At 45.0% G+C, this 21043-nt stretch carries 19 protein-coding genes, 4 tRNA genes and 1 other annotated feature; of the genes, 11 read left to right on the top strand and 12 right to left on the bottom strand.

The window, feature by feature from the left end:
* Positions 1 to 116: 116 nt before the first annotated feature.
* From R8N49_RS13985 to R8N49_RS14020, 8 genes are all read right to left on the bottom strand, one after another.
* Entirely contained in the window at positions 117 to 812 is a 696-nt protein-coding gene (locus tag R8N49_RS13985) for a Crp/Fnr family transcriptional regulator (RefSeq protein WP_005376777.1), read from the bottom strand.
* 196 nt (positions 813 to 1008) lie between these two features.
* Complete coding sequence (trpA, locus tag R8N49_RS13990) at positions 1009 to 1815, bottom strand: tryptophan synthase subunit alpha (protein WP_025767264.1); 807 nt, start codon at positions 1813 to 1815, stop codon at positions 1009 to 1011.
* Positions 1815 to 3005 (bottom strand): tryptophan synthase subunit beta, encoded by a 1191-nt coding sequence (trpB, locus tag R8N49_RS13995; protein ID WP_005445041.1) that lies wholly within the window; start codon positions 3003 to 3005, stop codon positions 1815 to 1817. Before trpB ends, trpA begins: the two co-directional genes overlap by 1 nt.
* A 64-nt stretch (positions 3006 to 3069) precedes the next feature.
* Positions 3070 to 4509 carry a bifunctional indole-3-glycerol-phosphate synthase TrpC/phosphoribosylanthranilate isomerase TrpF gene (gene trpCF / locus R8N49_RS14000; RefSeq protein ID WP_186584852.1) on the bottom strand — a complete coding sequence of 480 codons (1440 nt, stop codon included), beginning with the start codon at positions 4507 to 4509 and terminating at the stop codon, positions 3070 to 3072.
* A 13-nt stretch (positions 4510 to 4522) separates the two neighbouring features.
* A complete protein-coding gene (gene trpD / locus R8N49_RS14005; RefSeq protein ID WP_186584854.1) occupies positions 4523 to 5533 on the bottom strand; it encodes an anthranilate phosphoribosyltransferase in 1011 nt (336 codons plus the stop codon).
* A 37-nt stretch (positions 5534 to 5570) separates the two neighbouring features.
* The gene (locus tag R8N49_RS14010; protein WP_005434961.1) at positions 5571 to 6179 is read right to left on the bottom strand and encodes an aminodeoxychorismate/anthranilate synthase component II; all 609 of its coding nucleotides are present in this window, start codon (positions 6177 to 6179) and stop codon (positions 5571 to 5573) included.
* Between the two features lie 16 nt (positions 6180 to 6195).
* On the bottom strand, positions 6196 to 7761 hold the full coding sequence (locus tag R8N49_RS14015; RefSeq protein WP_258489726.1) for an anthranilate synthase component 1: 1566 nt from the start codon (positions 7759 to 7761) through the stop codon (positions 6196 to 6198).
* 126 nt (positions 7762 to 7887) lie between these two features.
* Positions 7888 to 7991, bottom strand: a sequence feature (Trp leader region).
* Positions 7938 to 8063 (bottom strand): Trp operon leader peptide, encoded by a 126-nt coding sequence (locus R8N49_RS14020; RefSeq protein WP_132936804.1) that lies wholly within the window; start codon positions 8061 to 8063, stop codon positions 7938 to 7940. Its footprint overlaps the feature before it by 54 nt.
* Before the next feature lie 95 nt (positions 8064 to 8158).
* On the opposite strand from R8N49_RS14020, the gene rnm reads away from it, so the two are divergent.
* Together rnm and R8N49_RS14030 are read left to right on the top strand one after the other, a co-directional pair.
* Entirely contained in the window at positions 8159 to 9016 is an 858-nt protein-coding gene (rnm, locus tag R8N49_RS14025; protein ID WP_005386777.1) for an RNase RNM, read from the top strand.
* A 59-nt stretch (positions 9017 to 9075) separates the two neighbouring features.
* Complete coding sequence (locus tag R8N49_RS14030; protein WP_005376791.1) at positions 9076 to 9696, top strand: L-threonylcarbamoyladenylate synthase; 621 nt, start codon at positions 9076 to 9078, stop codon at positions 9694 to 9696.
* A 93-nt stretch (positions 9697 to 9789) separates the two neighbouring features.
* Here R8N49_RS14030 and R8N49_RS14035 read toward each other — a convergent pair whose 3' ends face one another.
* Positions 9790 to 10500, bottom strand: coding sequence for a calcium-binding protein (locus R8N49_RS14035; RefSeq protein WP_005376796.1), 711 nt, complete (start codon positions 10498 to 10500; stop codon positions 9790 to 9792).
* 565 nt (positions 10501 to 11065) lie between these two features.
* Here R8N49_RS14035 and rluB point away from each other — a divergent pair.
* A complete protein-coding gene (gene rluB / locus R8N49_RS14040; RefSeq protein WP_005376798.1) occupies positions 11066 to 12004 on the top strand; it encodes a 23S rRNA pseudouridine(2605) synthase RluB in 939 nt (312 codons plus the stop codon).
* Positions 12005 to 12191: 187 nt separating this feature from the next.
* Here the strand turns inward: rluB and R8N49_RS14045 are convergent, their stop codons facing one another.
* A complete protein-coding gene (locus tag R8N49_RS14045) occupies positions 12192 to 12512 on the bottom strand; it encodes an HI1450 family dsDNA-mimic protein (RefSeq protein WP_005376800.1) in 321 nt (106 codons plus the stop codon).
* 2 nt (positions 12513 to 12514) lie between these two features.
* On the bottom strand, positions 12515 to 13081 hold the full coding sequence (gene yeiP, locus R8N49_RS14050; RefSeq protein WP_005376801.1) for an elongation factor P-like protein YeiP: 567 nt from the start codon (positions 13079 to 13081) through the stop codon (positions 12515 to 12517).
* Between the two features lie 194 nt (positions 13082 to 13275).
* Between yeiP and R8N49_RS14055 the strand changes: the two genes are divergently transcribed.
* Positions 13276 to 14043, top strand: coding sequence for a nucleotidyltransferase domain-containing protein (locus tag R8N49_RS14055; RefSeq protein ID WP_258489724.1), 768 nt, complete (start codon positions 13276 to 13278; stop codon positions 14041 to 14043).
* Here the strand turns inward: R8N49_RS14055 and R8N49_RS14060 are convergent.
* The gene (locus R8N49_RS14060) at positions 14040 to 16403 is read right to left on the bottom strand and encodes a DNA polymerase II (protein WP_132936802.1); all 2364 of its coding nucleotides are present in this window, start codon (positions 16401 to 16403) and stop codon (positions 14040 to 14042) included. The genes R8N49_RS14055 and R8N49_RS14060 overlap by 4 nt on opposite strands.
* Positions 16404 to 16830: 427 nt before the next feature.
* Between R8N49_RS14060 and uvrY the strand changes: the two genes are divergently transcribed.
* From uvrY to R8N49_RS14095, 7 genes are all read left to right on the top strand, one after another.
* Entirely contained in the window at positions 16831 to 17475 is a 645-nt protein-coding gene (uvrY, locus tag R8N49_RS14065) for a UvrY/SirA/GacA family response regulator transcription factor (protein WP_005386783.1), read from the top strand.
* 1 nt (position 17476) lies between these two features.
* Positions 17477 to 19309, top strand: a complete 1833-nt coding sequence (uvrC, locus tag R8N49_RS14070) for an excinuclease ABC subunit UvrC (RefSeq protein WP_017820475.1) — start codon at positions 17477 to 17479, stop codon at positions 19307 to 19309.
* Between the two features lie 46 nt (positions 19310 to 19355).
* Complete coding sequence (gene pgsA / locus R8N49_RS14075; protein WP_186584859.1) at positions 19356 to 19913, top strand: CDP-diacylglycerol--glycerol-3-phosphate 3-phosphatidyltransferase; 558 nt, start codon at positions 19356 to 19358, stop codon at positions 19911 to 19913.
* A gap of 463 nt (positions 19914 to 20376) precedes the next feature.
* A tRNA-Cys gene (locus R8N49_RS14080) sits at positions 20377 to 20450 on the top strand.
* Positions 20451 to 20486: 36 nt separating this feature from the next.
* Positions 20487 to 20562: transfer RNA gene (locus R8N49_RS14085), tRNA-Gly, on the top strand.
* A 78-nt stretch (positions 20563 to 20640) separates the two neighbouring features.
* Positions 20641 to 20727 (top strand) — tRNA-Leu (locus tag R8N49_RS14090).
* Positions 20728 to 20740: 13 nt separating this feature from the next.
* A tRNA-Gly gene (locus R8N49_RS14095) sits at positions 20741 to 20816 on the top strand.
* The last annotated feature ends 227 nt before the right edge of the window (positions 20817 to 21043 follow it).

Consider the following 21043-nt stretch of genomic DNA (forward strand, 5'->3'; position numbering starts at 1 on the left):
GGTTTTTGTGTCACAGCGCCACTTGCCTAAGCGCAAATGGTGTTGTGCTCTTGACCAATTAGATGCATAAGTTTTTTAGCTATCGTTAGACAATACTTAGCGTTTGTTGAATGGATCTATTGCTCGAGTTCTTTAAAGTATTCTTCTAAGCGTTTCGGATTGGTAATGGTTACTGAGCCATAGTTTAGCTCTAGCATCCCGATACTTTCTAGTCGTTTTAGTATCTTGTGTACACTCTGACGAGTTAGCCCCATCATGTTAGCGATATGTTCTCTTGTTACCCTGACAACGCATGGTCGAGTATCGATCGCTTGATTAAGTTGGTATTCAGCAAGTAGCAGCAACCTTTTGGCGACTCGTTCTTCAATTCCTCTAATCGCGTCATCTTCGATAACAGAAATAGCAGACCACAAGCGGCGGCTAAGTAAGTCTAGTATAGTGGGGTAACTTTGAGGGTATTTGGCGAGTAATTGGCGAAATTTATCTCCAGGAAGCTCCATTACAGTCACGTCAGAATGCGCGGTCGCACCAAAAATACGAGGCATACCGGGAGAAAAAACATTGTCTCCAAACCAGCCACCAGCTTCGAAAATCATCAGTGTGACTTCTTTGCCTTTTGAACTAATTGAGTTCACTCTCACTGCACCTTGAGCTATGACCATAAGAGAAGATTGAAGCGCACCTTTATTGCAAATCAGTGCTTTTTCGTCGAAGCAGCGAACCTTAGTCATTTGCGCTGCTTCACTAAGCCCTTTATCTGGCAGCCCTGATAGTACAGGACATTTGGCTAGCAGTGTTTTGACTTCTTCCATGTAGCAACCTTACTGCACATTGCTTTATTGAGTTAGTTAAGTTACCCAAGCTTAACACTCTTTGAGTGCTCTGCTTGAGATAGATTTGGAAAGTGCGGGCGTTGAACAAAAAATGACGTGGTATAAACGCGATAGTAAGAAAACGCCCACTAAACATAATGTTAAGCGGGCGTTGTTGTGTCATATCAAACTGAAATTATTTTTGAGTGGCAGCTTTCATTGCAGAAACGAATTCACCTAGCTTGTCGAGCATAATTTGTGGTTGCTCAACGTTCGCTTCAATGATTTTTACCACGGCTGAACCAGAAATTGCACCAGCCGCACCAGATTCTAGTGCTTGTTTCACCTGTGCAGGCTCAGAGATGCCAAAACCAAGTAGCGCTGGTGGTGCATCAAATTGGTTCAGTCTATCGAGCATATGACCTACAGGCATGTTTGCTTTGGTTTCTGCGCCAGTAACACCTGCACGAGAGAGTAGGTAAGTGTATCCGCCACCCAACTCTGATACTTGCTTCAGTGTTTCATCACTTGCCGTTGGTGGTGCGATGAAGATTGGGTGAATACCAAACTTTTCTGCAGCAGCAACAAATTCAGCACTTTCATTAGTTGGTACGTCTGCAATCAAAACAGAATCGATGCCTGCTTTTGCACAACGCTCATAGAAGTTCTCGATACCACGAGAGTAAACAAGGTTCGCGTACATCAGAAGGCCAATAGGCAACTCTGGGTACTTAGCTCGGATCTTACCGATTTGCTCGAAGCAGATATCTGGTGTTGCACCTGAATCTAACGCGCGAATGTTAGCGCCTTGGATGGTTGGGCCATCGGCTAGCGGATCTGAAAATGGAATACCAAGTTCAAGGGCATCTGCGCCAGACTCAACCAGTGTTTCCATGATTTTGTAAGACTGCTCTGCGTTTGGATCGCAAACCGTTACGAACGGTACAAACGCGCCTTGGTTCTTTTCGTTTAGGCGCTCAAACATCTTTTCATAACGGCTCATTAGATTGCTCCTTTTTCTTCTAGGATGGCATGCACAGTGAAGATATCTTTATCACCACGACCAGATAGGTTAACAACCAACAATTGCTCTTTTTCTGGGTTCTCACGAGCCATACGCAGTGCATGAGCCAGTGCGTGAGAAGATTCTAGAGCAGGGATGATACCTTCGTGACGCGCAATCTCTTGGAATGCTTCTAGCGCCTCATCATCTGTTACGTTGTCGTATTCAGCACGGCCGATTGCGTTTAGGTGGGCGTGTTGTGGACCAACTGAAGGGAAATCAAGACCAGCAGATACTGAGTAAGACTCTTCAACTTGGCCGTTTGGATCTTGCATCAATGGCGCTTTCATACCGAAGAAGATGCCTGTTTTACCATGCTTAAGTGGTGCACCGTGCTGGTCAGTATCGATACCTTTACCTGCTGGCTCAACACCAATTAGGCGAACGCTTTCTTCTTCGATGAAGTCAGCAAACATGCCGATAGCGTTTGAACCACCGCCCACACATGCGATAACCGCATCAGGAAGACGGCCTTCACGTGCCAAAATCTGATTCTTCGTTTCTTCACCAATCATGCGTTGGAAGTCACGCACGATGGTTGGGAATGGGTGAGGACCTGCCGCTGTACCTAGTAGGTAGTGCGCGTCTTCATAAGTTGCAGACCAGTCGCGTAGCGCTTCGTTACATGCGTCTTTAAGCGTTGCTGAACCCGAGTGGACAGGAATAACTTCTGCGCCCATTAGCTTCATACGGAATACGTTCGGGCTTTGACGCTCAACGTCTTTTGCACCCATGTAAACGCGACACTTAAGGCCAAGCAGCGCACACGCTAGTGCAGTTGCTACACCGTGTTGGCCTGCGCCTGTTTCTGCGATGATTTCGTTTTTACCCATGCGTTTTGCAAGCAGAGCTTGACCTAACACTTGGTTGGTCTTGTGCGCGCCACCGTGAAGTAGGTCTTCACGTTTTAGGTACAGTTTGGTTTTCGTACCTTTGGTTAGGTTACGAGTTAGAGTCAAAGCCGTTGGACGGCCCGCATACTCTTGGAGAAGCGTCATGAATTCGCTGCGGAATTCTGGATCTTCTTGCGCGTCGATAAACGCTTGCTCTAGTTGCTCCAGTGCTGGAACTAGAATTTGCGGAACGTACTGACCGCCGTATTCGCCAAAGTAGGCATTCAGTTTTGCCATCGTTATATTCCTTCTCGTATTTTTCGCTACGAATAGCTTTAAATTTTTTAGCTGATATCCAGCTTTAGTAGCTGCGAATGGCGGTGAAGGCCGCGAGCAACTTCTGTGAATCTTTTTTGCCTGGTGCGCTTTCTACACCAGAGTTTAAATCTAATCCCAAGCAACCTAGTGTCGCTGCTTGTTGAGCATTTTCTGGCGACAGTCCGCCCGCTAGCATAATTTGACTTGGGTCGCCGATCAGTGACCAGTCGAACACTTGACCAGTTCCGCCAGTTTGAGTGCCAACTTGCGCATCTAATAAATGGCGATCAATGTTGTCTGCTAGCAGTTCTGGCTTGGCATCAGTCACGCCGTAAGCTTTCCAAATTTCTACCGCTGCTGGCAGTTCGGCTTTGAGTTGGTTTACGTAAGCTTGGTCTTCTTGACCGTGCAGTTGCACCGCTTTTAAACCCAAAGAGGTCACGACAGAAGCAACAAAATCGATATCGTGATTTTGGAACACGCCTACATAGTTCAGTGGAGCACCGCTCATGGTTAAGCGCGCACCTTCAAGGTCGACCGCACGCTTCGACTTCTCGACAAAAATCAGGCCACCAAATACTGCGCCTGCTTGATATGCTTTTGCTGCGTCATCTGGATGCGTTAAGCCACACACTTTATTTTCGCCTAACGTCACTTTACGTACAGCAAGTTCTAGGTTGTCTTCCGCCATCAGTGAACTACCAATCAAGAAGCCGTCTGCGTATTCCGCTAAATCACGAACTTGTTGATGCGTATAAATGCCAGATTCTGAGATTACTGTTGCGTTAGGAGCCAGTTCGCGAATGGTCGGTGCCAGTTCTTTAGTACGATTCAAATCAGTACTTAGGTCGCGAAGGTTACGGTTATTAATGCCGATAACGCGTGCGCCAAGCTTAACGGCACGATGAAGCTCTTCTTCGTTGCTGACTTCGGTCAAGATACCCATGTTCAGGCTGTGCGCTGCTTCCTCTAGCGCTTTGTACTCTTCGTCATTCAGGACAGAAAGCATCAGTAGCACGGCATCAGCACTGTAATGACGCGCTAGGTAAACTTGGTAGGTATCTACCATGAAGTCTTTGCACAGAACCGGTTGTTTGACTTGGCCACGCACTTGAGGAAGAAAGTCAGAGTTACCTTGGAAGTACTTCTCGTCTGTTAGGACTGAAATCGCATCAGCATGGTTGTTGTAAACCGATGCAATGTAATCCAAGTCGAAGTGATCACGAATCAAACCTTTAGAAGGAGATGCCTTCTTACATTCGGTGATGAAGGCCGTCTTTTCGCCACTCAGAGCATCGTAGAAGCTGCGGTCCGATGGCAGTAAATCAGACTGAAATGTGCTTAGCGGCTGAGACACCTTACGGTCTGCTACCCACTGATATTTGTCGCGGACAATTTTCGCCAGTACTTCTGCCATTTCTGCTTCTTTCTTAGAAACGTGTTCAGACAGGTTGTCAGCTTGCTGAGTGTTGAAGTCAGTCATCTTCTTCAATTCCTTAAGCGTGTGCGGCAAGTTGTTGTACCAAATGGTACGCCTTGCCTGAATTCATTGCCTCAATCGCTTGTTGCGTGTTGGCTTTTAAATCTTCGTGGCCGAATAGACGCATTAGCAGAGCAACGTTCACTGCCACTGCGCCCAATTGTGCGTCTGTACCTTTACCCGTCAGAATGTTGGTAATGATCGCTTTGTTTTCTTCAGGATCGCCACCTTTGATTGCTTCTAGTGGGTGCGCGTCTAGACCGAAGTCTGCTGGTGTTAGCGTGTACTCAGTGATTTTACCGTCTTTGATTTCGGCAACCGTTGTTTCACCGTGAATCGCCACTTCATCCAAACCACTACCGTGTACTACTGCTGCGCGCTTCATACCCATTTGTAGCATGGTTTCTGCGATAGGACGAACCAGTTCTTCACTGTAAACGCCCATCAATTCGATGTTAGGACGAGCAGGGTTAATCAGTGGGCCAAGAATGTTAAAGATGGTGCGTGTTTTCATGGTTTGACGCACTGGCATCGCATGGCGCACACCACCGTGGTATTGAGGTGCAAATAGGAAAGCAACACCGATATCGTCTACCGCTTTGCGCGTATCTTCTGCGCTCATAGCTAGGTTGATACCAAATGAATCAAGAAGGTCAGAAGAACCCGATTTGCTGGAAACGCTGCGGTTACCGTGTTTCGCTACTTTTAGACCACATGCTGCAGCAACAAACGCCGCAGTGGTTGAAATGTTGATGGTGTTGTGACCGTCACCGCCAGTACCTACGATATCTGCGAAATCGTAATCTGGGCGAGGGAATGGATTTGCGTTTGCCAGCAGTGCTTTGGCCGCGCCTGCAATTTCGTCTGGCGTTTCGCCTTTGATTTTTAGTGCAGTCAGTGCTGATGCCATCAAAATTGGATCTAGTTCACCACGGATAATGATGTCGAATAGCTGTTGGCTCTCTTCCTGAGTAAGCGATTCTTGCTCGTACAGTTTGGTAATAATAGGGTTGATGATTGTTTCCATATTTCCTCTCCTAAATTTCTTATGTGCCAAGTGCTTATTAAGCAGTGAGTGGGTTCGCTGAAGTTTGTTCTTCAAGTGCCCATTCAATGGCATTGGCCAACAGTGTTGCTCCGTAGGTCGTCATAATAGATTCCGGGTGGAACTGGAACCCGCAAACTTTATCTTCTTCATGTACAACAGACATTACCAAGTCATCCACTTCTGCTGTGATGGTTAGGCTCTCAGGAACCTTGGTCGCAACCAGCGAGTGGTAACGTGCAATTGCAAGTGGTGATGGTAGGTTTTGGTAAATCGCATGGTTTTGGTGCTCCATCATAGAGACCTTACCGTGAATGATTTCGCCCGCGCCAGCAACAGTACCGCCGTACGCTTCAACAATCGCTTGGTGACCAAGACAAATGCCGATCATCGGCACTTTGCCTTTCATACGTTGGATAAGCTCTGGCATTGAGCCTGCCTCTGACGGTGCACCAGGACCTGGTGATAGCAGAACCACTGGGTTTTCAAGCTCATTTACCGCTTGTTCAATGGTTTCTGCTGGGATGTTGTTTCGGTAAATCTTGACTGAGTGACCTAGCGAGCGGAATTGATCCACAAGGTTGTAGGTGAACGAGTCAAAGTTGTCGATAAAAATGATATTAGCCATCTCTGAACCCTATTCCTTATTGTGAATTATGCGCTGCTTGGATAGCAGAGATTACCGCTTGTGCTTTGCCGCGCGTTTCGTCTGCTTCCGCTTGTGGATCAGAGTCGAACACCACGCCAGCACCAGCTTGAACTTGAGCAATGCCGTTCTCAACGTACGCTGAGCGAATCACGATACAGGTGTCGAGTGTGCCTTCACCAGTGAGGTAGCCAACAGCGCCGCCGTAGCTACCGCGTCGTGCGCCTTCTACATCGCGAATCAACTGCATGGCACGAATCTTAGGTGCGCCGGTGAGCGTACCCATGTTCATACATGCTTGGTATGCGTGCAGCGCGTCTAGGTCTTCACGCAGTTGACCAACCACACGAGACACCAAGTGCATTACGTGGCTGTAGCGGTCGACTTTTAGAAGGTCTGCTACGTGGCGAGTACCAGATTGAGCAATACGAGCGACGTCGTTACGTGCCAAGTCAACCAACATCATGTGTTCTGCGTTTTCTTTCATGTCGGTGCGCAGTTCAAGTTCGATGCGACTATCTAGGTCGAAATCAATCTCGCCGTTAGGGCGCTTACCACGGCGACGTGTGCCTGCGATTGGGTAGATTTCAATTTGGTTAGTGTCGGTTTCGTACTTAAGCGCGCTTTCTGGTGATGCGCCAAACAGAGTGAACAGCTCATCTTGCATGTAGAACATGTAAGGGCTTGGGTTACTTTGTTTCAGTTCTTTGTAAGCCGCTAGTGGAGAAGGGCAAGGTAGAGTGAATCGGCGAGATGGTACAACTTGGAATACATCGCCTTTCACTACGAACTCTTTTAAGTCGCGAACAGTTTGGCAGAAGTCTGCATCAGATACGCTAGGTTCTACCGTTACGTCAGCGATTTGTTTTGCGCTTGGCAGTAGTTTTGGCGCTGCACACTGAGCGCTGATTTCTGCAATACGAGTCTCTAACGCGGTTTTCTCTGAACCATCAACAAACAACGTCGCTTGAAGCTGGCAAGATTCCGTTTGATGGTCGACAACAAGTAGTGTTTCCGCTACGTAGAAAACGTAATCTGGACACTGATTTGTTGCTTTTGCATTACCAAGCGGCTCGAAGTTTGCGACTAAGTCGTAGGCAAACAGACCACCAAGGAAAATTGCGTGTTTGTCTTGCTGTGAAATATCAAAACTATGCTGAACCAAGCGCAGCGCATCGAAAGAAGAGGCTTCACGTAGGCGAGAGTCTTCATCTAACGTGTCGCATGGCTGGTTAAACTGCAAAGTTAGCGTTTCGCCATCGAACTTGCTCTCAACGTCACCACGGATGTTCTGGTTTAGGTGAGACAGTAAGTTTTTACCGTTATTGGTCAAGGCGTGCATGCTAACGGTATGGCCGAAGCAAACAATGCGAACCGCTGAATCTACGATCAGCAGGGATTTTAAATTTTGCTTTGAATCGATCTCAGCAGATTCCAGCAATAGGCTGTCAGTTTTGTTCTCACATAGTGTGTGGAACAAGCGAGTCGGGTCTTGAGTATAAGGGACGGAAGCCGTTAGCACTTCAAGCTGTCCAAGTTTCTTAATTTCAATGGCCTTGTTCACAAGACCTCCTTGTAGCTGTTTAAATCTTCCTGCCGTACATAGTCGCATAAAGCAAACGTTCTCCCAATCTAGACTTGGCTATATTCGATTAATGTTTAGGCAGTTGAATGTGAAATGAGCAACAAAACAAAAAAGCCCGCTTAAGTAGCGGGCTTTACAACGTTTGGTTCTATAAACTAGAAGTATACGTTTGCCCACCAAGAACTAGTCCAAGTGCGCCACCAAGCAAGATCTGATGAGTTTGCCTTATTAAGACAAACCGTAACTTTCGCTTTTTGGTTTTGGTTAAATTCTTGTAACATGGTGAACCTTAAATTACGTACTTTGTATCTGTGTACTAGTTAACTAGTGCGAGAGTAAAAAGTCAACCCCAAAACGGCATTAAAACGATAAAAATATGAGAATTGATTTACATAGTCACACCACTGCATCGGACGGTCGGTTAGAACCTAAAGATTTAGTGGAAAGGGCGCTGAGTTTTGATATCGAGGTTTTGGCGATCACTGATCACGATACGGTTGACGGTTTGGCGTTAGCTAAGCAATACGTTCAAGATAATAATTTGCCGATAAAAATCATCAATGGCATTGAGATATCGACCGTCTGGCAAAACAAAGACATTCATATTGTCGGCCTGAATATCGATCCGGAAAATGAACAATTATCTGCCCTCATAGAACAACAGAAGCAGCATCGCATAACACGATCTGAGTTAATTGCAGAGCGACTACAAAAAGCAACTCGAGTAGGTGTGCTTGAAGAGGTAAGACAAATCGCCGGTGATGCTCCAGTGACAAGAGCGCATTTCGCGAAATGGTTGGTAGATAATGGTTACGCAAAAACCATGCAAATGGTGTTTAAAAAATACCTAACGCGTAATAACCCAGGTTATGTACCACCGAATTGGTGTTCGATGAAGGATGCGGTTGATGCTATCCATGCGGCTGGTGGAATGGCGGTATTAGCGCATCCTGGTAGATATAAGTTGACAGCGAAGTGGATTAAGCGTCTTCTAGCAGCGTTTGTCGAAGCGGGTGGTGATGCGATGGAAGTTGCACAGCCACAGCAAGCGCAACAAGAAAGGCGCAACTTGGCTGATTATGCTATACAATACAAACTATTAGCCTCTCAAGGCAGTGATTTTCACTACCCATCACCGTGGATGGAGCTAGGAAGGAACCTATGGTTGCCTGCTGGCGTCGAACCAGTTTGGAAAGATTGGGGAATAGATCCTTCGTTGAATAATACTCAGTAATACGAAGTCGAGAACCCATAAAAATATAGAGCCGAGAGGCTCGATAATGAGGAATTACAATGAGCCAGTTTTTTTACGTTCACCCAGAAAACCCACAGGCTCGCTTGATTAATCAAGCAGTAGCAATCATTCGTAACGGCGGCGTTGTGGTTTACCCTACTGATTCAGGGTATGCACTTGGCTGTCAGTTGGAGAACAAACAGGCACTGGAACGAATCTGTCAGATTCGTCGTCTGGATGATAAGCATAACTTTACTTTACTGTGTCGTGATTTGTCGGAGCTCTCTCTCTATGCGCGAGTGGATAACTCTGCATTCCGACTGCTGAAAAATAACACACCAGGTCCTTACACCTTCATCTTCAAAGGCACAAAAGAGGTGCCGCGTCGTTTGATGAATGCAAAACGTAAGACCATCGGTATCCGTGTTCCAGACAATCAAATTGCCTTGGACTTGTTGGAAGCATTAGGTGAGCCGATGATGTCTACGTCGTTGATTCTACCTGGCAGTGACGTAACAGAATCTGATCCAGAGGATATTCGCGATAAACTAGAACATGCGGTTGATGTGATTCTTAATGGCGGTTACTTAGGTGAACAACCTACGACTGTAATTGACTTTAGCGAAGGTGAACCTGTTGTGGTTCGTTTGGGATCTGGTGACCCTGCACCATTCGAATAGTAGACGCACACCACCGCCAAACAAAATAGGAGGCATCGCGCCTCCTATTTTAGTTGTCATATCGAATATCTCATTGAACTTAACTGATTGAGGTTAAGCGAAATCGAAAATGTCGATACCATTTTGTTCTGCATAGTTGATGTATGCAGAGCTCACACCGTTTAGTGTCACTTCAACATTGTATTCATCACTTGAGAATACTGCCCAGCCACATTCATTGTAAGATAAAGTCAGATCATCCGCTGAATCCAAGAACGTATCTCGAATGCCATCGTTATCAGTGTCTCGGCCCATATCAAAGACAAGTTTGTCATGGAAAATATTAAAATCGACAATGTCGGCTTTGACATCAATATCGTTGGAAGATACTGGCTGATCAGGTACACCAATAGCCAGGCGGTTTGTAAGCACGAAGGTGTCGTCTCCACAGCCACCGCTCAGTACTGATTCACCATCACCAACAACGAGGGTGTCGTTACCCCAGCCACCACTCAAGTAGTTGTTGCCTGAATAATCAAAAATTGTGTCGTCGCCACAGCCACCAAAGAGTTTGTCGTTTCCTAATCCTCCGGATAGGAAATCGTTTCCAAAGCCGCCAGAAACAAAGTCGTTACCTCGGCCACCAAGCAAGGTATCATCTCCCCAGCCACCGAAGACAATATCATTACCTCCGTATCCTACAAACTTATCATCACCACAGAAGCCGAAGAAAATATCGGTTGTTTCAGAGCCTTTTGTGCCTGTCATATCGTCATCTTGAGATGTCCCAAAAATCCAATTTAGGTCGAGATTTAGCATAGACATTGTTCTATTCCTTTTTGTCTGATTTATGCCAATCGCCGAGAGTGCAGAGCGAACCTAGAGAGTCAGAGTACACGATAGCATTAGTGTTATTTTTGATGTGAACTAATGACTTAAAGACAATTTTTGTCTTGTTACCCACGACCTTGTTTTGCTATGAGCGCTCATTGTCTGCGGTGATTGGTATTACTTAGCAGCAAACCGGGACGGCTTATTCTTCGTTGCTTTCTAGCAATACGAACAGTAAACACACCCCAAGTGGTTATTGTTGTAACCCTGACAATTTTATCAGGTACAGCGTGGTTAAAGTGGTTCAGGAAGACCGATATTAGTGGGATTCTCGTTGATCAATGCCTGCATTAAGTAGTAAAAAAGTTGCAGAATAGGACAAATATTTCGGTCATTTTTGAAGTGAATTTTGGTGTGGAGAATGGCGCCGATTTAGCTTACATTAACTAAGAAAGTTACGTATAATGTCCGACCGAAAAATCCCACTGAAATGGGTAAATAGCAAAATGCAGACCAATCCTGGTCTAGACGTCTGTGAAGACGACACATAGGTAGATAAATGAGCGAAAAGTTACAAAAAGTATTAGCACGTGCTGGTCACGGTTCTCGTCGTGAGATTGAATCGTTAATTAAATCTGGTCGCGTTAGCGTGAACGGTGTAGTCGCTAAGCTTGGTGAAAGACTTGAAGACGAGAGCAGCGTAGTTCGTATCGATGGTCACATTGTCTCTGCAAAGATTCAAGAAGAAGTGATTTGTCGTGTACTTGCGTACTACAAACCTGAGGGTGAACTGTGTACTCGTCACGATCCAGAAGGTCGTCGTACTGTTTTTGATCGTCTGCCAAAAATTCGTGGCTCTCGTTGGATTTCAGTTGGTCGTCTGGATGCGAACACTTCTGGTCTTCTACTTTTCACAACGGATGGTGAACTGGCGAACCGCTTAATGCACCCAAGCCGCCAAGTTGAACGTGAATACCTAGTACGTGTGTTCGGTGAAGTAACTGAACAGAAAGTTCGTAATCTAGTAAAAGGTGTTGAACTGGAAGACGGTTTAGCTCGCTTTGAAGATGTTGTTTACGCGGGTGGTGAAGGCATGAACCACACGTTTTACGTTGTTATCAATGAAGGTCGTAACCGCGAAGTTCGTCGACTATGGGAATCGCAAGAGTGTACCGTTAGCCGTCTGAAACGTGTTCGTTACGGCGACATCTTCTTAGACAAGAAACTGCCTCGTGGCGGTTGGATGGAGCTTGACCTGAAAGAAGTAAACTACTTGCGTGAGCTTGTAGAGCTTCGTCCAGAGAAAGAAACCATGCTTGATCTGAACAAAGACAACACGTCACGCAAACGTGAGCGTGCACGCAGCCAAAAAATTCGTCGCGCAGTTAAGCGCCATGAAGAGCGTGTTAACACACCAAAAGGTCGCAGCAACAACCCTTCTCGTCGTAAGCCGAAGAAGACTGCTGGTGACCAAGGCGCACGCAACAAGCATCGTTAATCGATAGCAAAACATCAGAAAGGCTTGCCAATTCGGCAAGCCTTTTTCTTATCTGTTACATAACAAAAGGATCTAAAGCCGATATAGAGCAGGGTGCTTTGGATAAACAAATATCTCAGCTAAACAAAAACAACAGATAAAAAAATACCAGCACTAGGCTGGTATTTTTGTTCATGATGAAGAAACGTTAATCGCGTTTCCAAAGCATATGGCAGAACTTATGTTCAGGGTCTCGGCTGATTAGCATACGAGCAAATACGTCATCAAGAACGTCATTTTCCTCATTTACTAGGCCGATACGAACCTCTGCATATACTTCTTTGTCGATCTCGAAGCCAACATGTTCAACCCAGTCATCACCGGTTTCAACAAGTTCTGCGGCACCACGATCTTCAAATTGCGCAGTAAACAGAATCACGTCAGCAGGCTCTAGGTTATCTGGAGCCATCTCAAGGAAAATGTCGTACGCTGCGTCGATGACGTCGTCGTAAGAAATCAAATCAGACATGCTTATGCTCGGCTCATGTATTTACGTTCAGCTGTGTTAATGATAACACGGTCACCAGTTGCAATGTACTCAGGAACCTGGATGACAAGACCTGAAGCGAAGCGTGCTGGTTTAGTACGAGCAGATGCAGAAGCACCTTTGATTGAAGGGTCAGTTTCTTCAATCACTAGCTCAACAGAAGATGGTAGCTCAATACCCACTGCAGCACCGTTAACAAGGATAATGTGGATACCTTGTGTATCTTCGTTGATGAACAGCATGTCGTCTTCAACTTCATTGTGCTTGAATGTGTATTGTGAGTAGTCTTCGTTATCCATGAAGATGTGCTCATCGCCGTCAGCGTATGAGTACACAACTGCACGTTTGTTCATTTCTACCGTTTCAACAACGTCATCAGACTTGTAACGCTCATCTACACGTGCGCCCGTGTTTAGATCTGTACAACGCATTTTGTAGATTTTAGCGCCGCCACGACCGCCAGGAGTCGTTACTTCGATGTCTTTAACTAGAAGAGTTTTACCATTAGACTCGATTGCGAAGCCTTTTTTGATTTCACTTGCCTTTGGCATTGTATATTCCTATTCATACTTATTAAGCAAAACTCGGTGATTATAGCGCTAAGTTAGCCGCCTAGCATTAAAATTCATTGCAGAAATTTGTTGTTACTCCCATGACTAAACACCTGAATGGACTTGATTCGGTGAGTCGGCTAAGAGAACATATAGCCCAACTTCTTGAACCATCTGAGAACACGTTTTAAGTCATGTCTCTGCCTGTTATCGATCCTAAACAACCATTTCAACCAGAGTTTGCGCCTTTAATTAGGGAAGTCATCGCTTGTCTCAAAGGTGGACTGGGGCAAAACTTACACAGCGTTTATGTATACGGTAGTGTTGCTCGTAAAACAGCGATCGTTGGGAAGTCGAACTTAGACCTGGTTGTCGTTACTCAATCATCCTTTGAGCACAATCGCGCGACTTTGCTCAACACAATTAAGTGGCGTGCGCAGCAGAGTTACCCTCACGTTAATGGTGTATCGGTCCGTACAGCCTTAGTGAGTGAAGTAGCTAATTTAGACAGTATTTTCACTTGGGGCTTTATGCTTAAGCATTGCTGTGTCTGTGTTTATGGTGATGATCTAGCAGACTGCTTCGGTGATTACGTCCCAAGTTGGGAAATTGCTAAGCACTGGAATATGGATGTGGAAGATTGGATTACGGTGTATCGCAAAAAAATCGTACAAGCGAAGACGATAGAAGAGCAGGTGGCCGCCCAGCGCGTGATTGCTAAAAAGTTACTAAGAGCGTCATACTCTTTGGTGATGTATCGAGATAAACGTTGGTTTGATGACCCTATACAATGTGGCAAGGTATTCTTAACTTATCATACTGAAAAGCAGCTTGAGATCGAGCGGCTAGAAATTTTACTTTCTGGCCGGGGTATTCCCAAGCGTTCTGTTATCGGGCTAATTGATGCGTTTGGTGATTGGTTAGTCAAACAGTACCAGAAAACAGAGTTTCGTATCGGCTAAAACAACCCCATTTGTGGCGCTGAAAGCCTGTCAAAGTCCGTCCCAATGAAAGGGAGAATCGCATCCGCAACAGGTTTGAGTTGTTTATCAATGTAATGTTGATAATCAATAGGGCTATTGAGGTACTCATAAGGTTCAGGGCCGTTCACGGTAATAATGTATTCAATTCGCCCTTTGTTTTGATACTGTAATGGGCGGCCAAGCTTGGCATTTATCTCATCCGCTAAACGAGCTGCACGCACTTGTGGCGGGACGTTCTTCTGATACTCATGCAGTTTTCTGCGCAGTCGCTTTTGATACACCAACTGTTCATCAAATTCACCGTTGTTAGTTTTCTCAACCATCTCTCGGACATAGTCGCTTGGATCTTCACCATGGAAAATCATGCTATAGAGTGTATTTTGAAATTTCTGTGCTAACGAGGTCCAGTCAGTACGGGCACTTTCTAACCCTTTAAATACAATCCGTTCTTGCTCTCCTTCACCGATTAAACCCGCATAGCGCTTTTTCGAGCCAGTTTCTGCGCCACGAATCGTTGGCATAAGGAATCTGCGATAATGGGTTTCATACTCGATTTCCAACATAGATGTTAGGTTGTACTCAGAACGCAGGTGTTCTTGCCACCAAGAGTTGATGTAATCAACTAATTGATTTCCAACAGCGTCAGCTTCTACTTGACTGTATGGTCGATTCAACGACACGAATGTGGAATCCGTATCGCCGTAAATCACTTGATATCCTTGCTCCTCAATCAGCACCTTAGTTTGCTTCATGATTTCATGTCCGCGCATGGTAATACTAGAAGCTAACTGAGTATCAAAGAAACGACATCCCGATGAGCCCAGTACGCCATAAAAGGAGTTCATGATGATTTTGATTGCCTGAGAAAAAGCTTTTTCATTGTTCTTCTTTGCAACATCACGTGCTGCCCAAAGCTTTTCAATCATTTCTGGTAAAAAGTGTTTCGTACGATGGAACTGCCCACCGCGAAAGCCAGGTACAGCCTGATTTTCTTCTTTTCCAATATCGAGCAATAACCCCTCAACTAAACCCATAGGATCAATCAAGAAAGAGCGAATAATCGATGGATATAGACTCTTAAAATCCAATACTAAAACAGAATCATATAGGTTAGGGATGGAGTCCATCACGTAACCTCCGGGGCTGGCAATCCAATTTTCAGGGTGTAGGTTTGGGGCGACGTAGCCTGCTCGGTGTATCTGAGGCATGTATAGGTTTGTGAATGCTGCAACCGAACCGCCAACACGATCCAGTTCGACACCAGTGAGACGAGAGCGCTCTATTGCAAAGTCTAGTAGGTGAGTGTGATTGAAAATCTTATTCACTAACACGCAGTCTTGTAAATTATATTTAGCCAGCGATGGTTTGTCGGAGCGGTACATACGATTGATCTCATCCATGCGGTCATGCACGTTGTGGATTTCTTTCCCTTCCCCCAAGAGTTCTTGAGATACAGACTCTAATGACCAAGATCGAAAGTGGTAAGTAGCCGTTTTTAGCGTATCGATACCATCCATCACAACTCGCCCGGGAATGGAGATAAACCCTTGTTGGCTTTGAGATGAACTTCTAAAAAAGCTGGCTTGGTCTGCTCTGCCAAGCATTAGCTTCATGTTGTGCCATTCTGCTCGTTTGTGTAGCAGACGAAAGTCAAAATCAATGACATTCCAACCGACAATGACATCGGGGTCGAATTTTTTAAACCAATCGATGAGTGCTTCTAGAAGCGCTTTTTCATCCTTAACCCATTGTATCGGTGTCTCCGAAGGTTCTGGCTCTCCGATCATGATAACGCGGGAATCCATGACGCTGTCTAATCCGATTGAGTAAAGAATGCCTTTCTCAGAGCATTCTAGATCTAACGAGACAACGTTTAACTTCGGCTCATATTGCCCCGCACGGCATTTTGCGCTCTGGACGCGTTGGTAGCCATTGGTGCGAGTCACATTGCCTGTAAACTCGATACTGCCTTTGATAAAACGCTCCATTAGGTAGCGATCGGCGAGGCGAATATCACTTTCATACGTAGTGATATCTTTTTGAGCGAATGTGTCTTTGAGTGCGAGAGCGTCTCTGGTTACATTGGTATAGCAGGCAGCAAGAGGCGTATGTTCAAACGTTTTGAGATCCAAAAGGCGGATGTCGACGAATATGTTTTTTTCTCGTGCGAGTGTCTTTGCTTGCTCTGAGTGTTTCTGAGCGATGAAAAATACTGGCTTCTCACCATTAATAAGTAACTGAGTAGGACCTGCTTCTGTCGAAAGCCACAGCTCGATTTGAGTTTGACCTTTGATGTCTCGTGCCTGTCGAGTTAGCAGGAAGCCTTGTTGAATATTCAAATGTGAGAAACCTTAGAAAACTTGAAGAACGTTAGTTTAACACTAAGAACTGTAAAAATAACCAGTAAAGAAAGCGTCTCAAATTTTTGCTGGAATTAGTGATTACAAGTTAGTCTTTGGTGCAAGAGGGACAGTGTCATTTTAAGTTATAGCGTGTTTCTCTGGGCAATATGAAACCTAGTTACTTGATTTATTGTACTTAATGTTGTTAATTGTCTTTTCTTAGATTTCGGTTCTGCTCATCACGCTCTAAAATAATAGAGTGGTTTATGAATAAGTTCTTGCTAAAGTTTGCGTTTCAGCACATATTCATAGAAAGCAATTTTTTGTCGATTACGTTAGTATATAGGCAGTCATACTGATATCCACATTTAACAAATAATGGTTATGTGGGTGCAGAACCAATACAAAGTGTGGAGATACAAGTTTGATAAATGTTTTCCTTGTAGATGATCACGAGCTGGTTCGCACAGGGATACGACGTATTATTGAAGACGTCCGTGGAATGAACGTAGCAGGAGAAGCTGACAGCGGTGAAGATGCAGTAAAATGGTGTCGCAGTAATCATGCTGACGTCGTTTTAATGGACATGAACATGCCAGGAATTGGCGGCTTGGAAGCCACTAAAAAAATTCTTCGCGTGAATCCTGATGTGAAAATCATCGTACTTACCGTTCATACAGAAAACCCGTTTCCAACCAAGGTGATGCAGGCAGGTGCGTCTGGTTATTTAACCAAAGGTGCTGGCCCTGACGAAATGGTGAATGCGATTCGTGTAGTTAATAGTGGGCAGCGTTACATCTCGCCAGAGATTGCGCAGCAGATGGCATTGAGTCAATTTTCTCCAGCCTCTGAGAACCCTTTTAAAGACTTATCCGAACGTGAATTGCAGATCATGCTTATGATCACCAAAGGCCAAAAGGTAACGGATATTTCTGAGCAACTTAATTTAAGTCCAAAGACAGTCAACAGCTATCGCTACCGACTCTTTAGTAAATTGGACATTAATGGTGACGTTGAGTTAACTCACTTAGCGATTCGCCACGGAATGCTGGACACCGAGACCCTTTAGCGTGAATCCTCCTTTCGATTCGGCTTCCTTTCTCAAGACAGTAACTCATCAGCCCGGCGTTTACAGAATGTACAACGCCGAAGCTGTTGTAATCTACGTAGGTAAAGCCAAAGACCTTAAAAAGCGCCTTTCAAGCTACTTTCGGAAAAAAGTAGACAGTGAGAAAACTCGCGCGCTTGTCAGTAATATCGCCAAAATAGACGTCACGGTGACTCACACTGAGACAGAAGCGCTGATCTTAGAGCATAACTACATCAAGCAGTATTTGCCGAAATACAATGTGTTGCTGCGAGATGATAAGTCTTACCCTTATATCTTTATTAGCGGTCATAAGCACCCACGGCTTTCTATCCACCGTGGCGCCAAGAAGCGCAAAGGTGAATATTTTGGCCCCTACCCAGATTCTGGTGCAGTAAGAGAAACATTGCATTTGCTGCAAAAGATATTTCCTGTGCGCCAGTGTGAAGACACTGTCTATTCCAACCGAACGCGCCCATGTTTGATGTACCAAATTGGTCGTTGTGCAGGACCATGCGTTAATACCATCATTTCTGATGAAGAATATGCAGAGTTGGTTGGCTTTGTGCGCATGTTTTTGCAAGGCAAAGATCAGCAAGTACTCAAACAACTGATCGAGAAAATGGAAGTTGCCAGTCAGCAATTGCGCTTTGAAGATGCCGCTAAATTTCGCGATCAAATCCAAGCGATTAGGCGTGTTCAAGAGCAGCAGTACGTCTCAGAAGACAGCATGGATGATATGGATGTACTCGGGTTTGCTCAGGAGAATGGTATCGCGTGTATCCATATCCTGATGATACGTCAAGGCAAAGTGCTTGGTAGCCGTAGCCATTTTCCGAAAATCCCACAAAATACAAGCCAGCAGGAAGTGTTCGATAGTTTTCTGACTCAATACTATTTGAGCCATAACGAAGCACGTACAATTCCTTCTCGTATTATTTTGAATCAAGAGTTGGCAGAAGATATTGCGCCAATACAGAAAGCGTTAAGTGAAGTGGCAGGCCGTAAGGTTCATTTTCATACGTCGCCAACTGGCTCTCGAGCAAGGTATCTCAAGCTTTCGAACACGAATGCACTAACGGCGATTACCACCAAAATCAATCACAAAATGACGATTAATCAACGTTTTCATGCGCTTCGCGAAACATTGAATTTGGAGTCTATAGCTCGAATGGAATGTTTTGATATCTCTCATACGATGGGGGAAAGCACGATTGCGTCATGTGTTGTGTTCAACAACGAAGGCCCCGTAAAGCAAGAGTATCGTCGCTACAACATTACTGGGATTACCGGTGGTGATGATTACGCAGCAATGGGACAAGCGTTGGAGCGCCGTTATTCGAAGCAATTGGACGTAGAGAAAATTCCCGACATCATCTTTATCGATGGCGGTAAAGGTCAGTTAAATCGTGCGCATGACATCATTTCGCAGTACTGGGGGGATTGGCCAAAGCGTCCTATCATGATAGGTATTGCAAAAGGCGTTACTCGCAAACCAGGTTTAGAAACGCTGATTACAGTCGATGGGGACGAGTTTCATTTACCAAGCGATGCTCCTGCGCTGCATCTTATCCAACATATTCGTGATGAAAGTCATAACCATGCTATAGCGGGGCACCGTGCTAAGCGAGGTAAAACCAGACGTACGAGTGCACTCGAAGGGATTGAGGGAATCGGCCCTAAACGACGTCAGGCGTTACTCAAGTACATGGGTGGGTTACAAGAACTTAAACGTGCAAGTGTCGAAGAAATCGCCAAAGTACCGGGAATAAGTCACTCTTTAGCAGAAATTATTTTCCAAGCATTGAAACAATAAGGAAAATCGCGCAACATTAAGCCGCAATGTGTAAGAGAATAATAAAATGCGTTTGAATATCCCGAACATTCTGTCTCTTCTTAGACTGTTCCTAATCCCTGTTTTTGTGGTTGTCTTTTATCTACCTTATTCATGGGCACCGTTTGCAGCAGCAATGGTGTTTTGGGTAGCGGGTTTTACTGACTGGCTTGACGGCATGTTGGCCCGTAAACTTGACCAAACTTCTCGTTTTGGCGCGTTTATTGATCCTGTCGCTGATAAAGTGCTAGTGGCAACGGCATTGATTCTAATCACGGAACATTATCATTCAATTTGGGTGACCATTCCTGCGGTAACGATGATTGCGCGAGAAATCATTATCTCAGCATTGCGAGAATGGATGGCTGAAATCGGTAAGCGAGCGAGTGTTGCGGTATCTTGGGTTGGCAAAGTAAAAACTGTTTCGCAAATGTTCGCCTTATGGGTGTTGATATGGCGTTACGATGAATGGATGGTTTGGCTAGGCTTTGCGGCCTTGTATGTGGCAACTTTCTTGACATATTGGTCAATGATTCAATATTTGGCTGCTGCGAAAGACGATCTGTTGAATGAAGAGCACCATTAAATTCTGATGTTAGAAAGCAGGCTTAATAGCCTGCTTTTTTGTATCTAAGACAATCTACAGCATTTTTTGGCTTCTCTCGCTTTTCAATGCTTGCTAACGGCCATGTTTGCAATTTGTATCTGGGGCTTTTGCTTCGATAGAGTTCTATTTGTGATCTAAGTCTTGTTTTTGTCCTTGGAGAGTCTTAGAGAGGCGAGTCTTCTGATTATTAATACTTCAATGCACGCAACGCACGGCCAGCAGTGTAAGGCGTAGCCAAAGTTTTATGATAAACAAGTGTATTTAAGCGATTTTTAGTATTAAAACTAAGCAATCCATCGTCTTTCGCACAAATTCTAGTCAAACGATTTAAAAAAATAAAAATAGTGTTGACTCGATCGCTCGAATCCGTAGAATGCATCCCGTACCCAAGAGAGCACGGCTCAAAAGGGTTGTGAAAAAGCTTAGCTTTATTCACAAATGAGGCGCCTTGGCAGAGTGGCTATGCAGCGGATTGCAAATCCGTGGACCTCGGTTCGACTCCGGGAGGCGCCTCCATTATTCTTTTGAGAGCGAATGGCTTTCGAGAAAAATGCGACACTAGCTCAGTTGGTAGAGCGCAACCTTGCCAAGGTTGAGGTCACGAGTTCGAACCTCGTGTGTCGCTCCAAATTTTATTGATATGGCATTTAGCGGTATCAGATGGTGTTTTACTTTTCTGTAAAGGCATCACAAAGAATATTTGTGTGCCCTGGTGGTGGAATTGGTAGACACAAGGGATTTAAAATCCCTCGACGTTCGCGTTGTGCCGGTTCAAGTCCGGCCCGGGGCACCATCTCATATTAAATGCGACACTAGCTCAGTTGGTAGAGCGCAACCTTGCCAAGGTTGAGGTCACGAGTTCGAACCTCGTGTGTCGCTCCAGATTTAAGGCCTAACATGAAAATGTTAGGCCTTTTTCGTATTTTTTGAAAATCTCAAACTTCTTTTCTGTCACAGACTTCGTTAAGTAACGAACCCTTTGTCTAATTGACTCAAGTGATTGTTCATTCTGCCATTGCAAAGCATCTTAGCCATTCCTACTAGTCTATGTTTAAACCATCACTTGTGGAGAATAACCACTCTTACTCCAGGCAAAGCTGTGACGAGAA

The sequence above is a fragment of the Vibrio sp. 1978 genome (genome assembly GCF_033344345.1).

Bases quoted from the DNA above. Each gene is read 5' to 3' on its own strand.
- trpCF (WP_186584852.1), bottom strand. From the start codon at position 4,509: ATGACTGACTTCAACACTCAGCAAGCTGACAACCTGTCTGAACACGTT.
- pgsA (WP_186584859.1), top strand. From the start codon at position 19,356: ATGCGTTTGAATATCCCGAACATTCTGTCTCTTCTTAGACTGTTCCTA.
- trpA (WP_025767264.1), bottom strand. From the start codon at position 1,815: ATGAGCCGTTATGAAAAGATGTTTGAGCGCCTAAACGAAAAGAACCAA.
- rnm (WP_005386777.1), top strand. From the start codon at position 8,159: ATGAGAATTGATTTACATAGTCACACCACTGCATCGGACGGTCGGTTA.
- R8N49_RS14030 (WP_005376791.1), top strand. From the start codon at position 9,076: ATGAGCCAGTTTTTTTACGTTCACCCAGAAAACCCACAGGCTCGCTTG.
- R8N49_RS14035 (WP_005376796.1), bottom strand. From the start codon at position 10,500: ATGTCTATGCTAAATCTCGACCTAAATTGGATTTTTGGGACATCTCAA.
- R8N49_RS14020 (WP_132936804.1), bottom strand. From the start codon at position 8,063: ATGTTACAAGAATTTAACCAAAACCAAAAAGCGAAAGTTACGGTTTGT.
- R8N49_RS13985 (WP_005376777.1), bottom strand. From the start codon at position 812: ATGGAAGAAGTCAAAACACTGCTAGCCAAATGTCCTGTACTATCAGGG.
- trpB (WP_005445041.1), bottom strand. From the start codon at position 3,005: ATGGCAAAACTGAATGCCTACTTTGGCGAATACGGCGGTCAGTACGTT.
- yeiP (WP_005376801.1), bottom strand. From the start codon at position 13,081: ATGCCAAAGGCAAGTGAAATCAAAAAAGGCTTCGCAATCGAGTCTAAT.
- R8N49_RS14045 (WP_005376800.1), bottom strand. From the start codon at position 12,512: ATGTCTGATTTGATTTCTTACGACGACGTCATCGACGCAGCGTACGAC.
- trpD (WP_186584854.1), bottom strand. From the start codon at position 5,533: ATGGAAACAATCATCAACCCTATTATTACCAAACTGTACGAGCAAGAA.
- rluB (WP_005376798.1), top strand. From the start codon at position 11,066: ATGAGCGAAAAGTTACAAAAAGTATTAGCACGTGCTGGTCACGGTTCT.
- R8N49_RS14055 (WP_258489724.1), top strand. From the start codon at position 13,276: ATGTCTCTGCCTGTTATCGATCCTAAACAACCATTTCAACCAGAGTTT.
- R8N49_RS14010 (WP_005434961.1), bottom strand. From the start codon at position 6,179: ATGGCTAATATCATTTTTATCGACAACTTTGACTCGTTCACCTACAAC.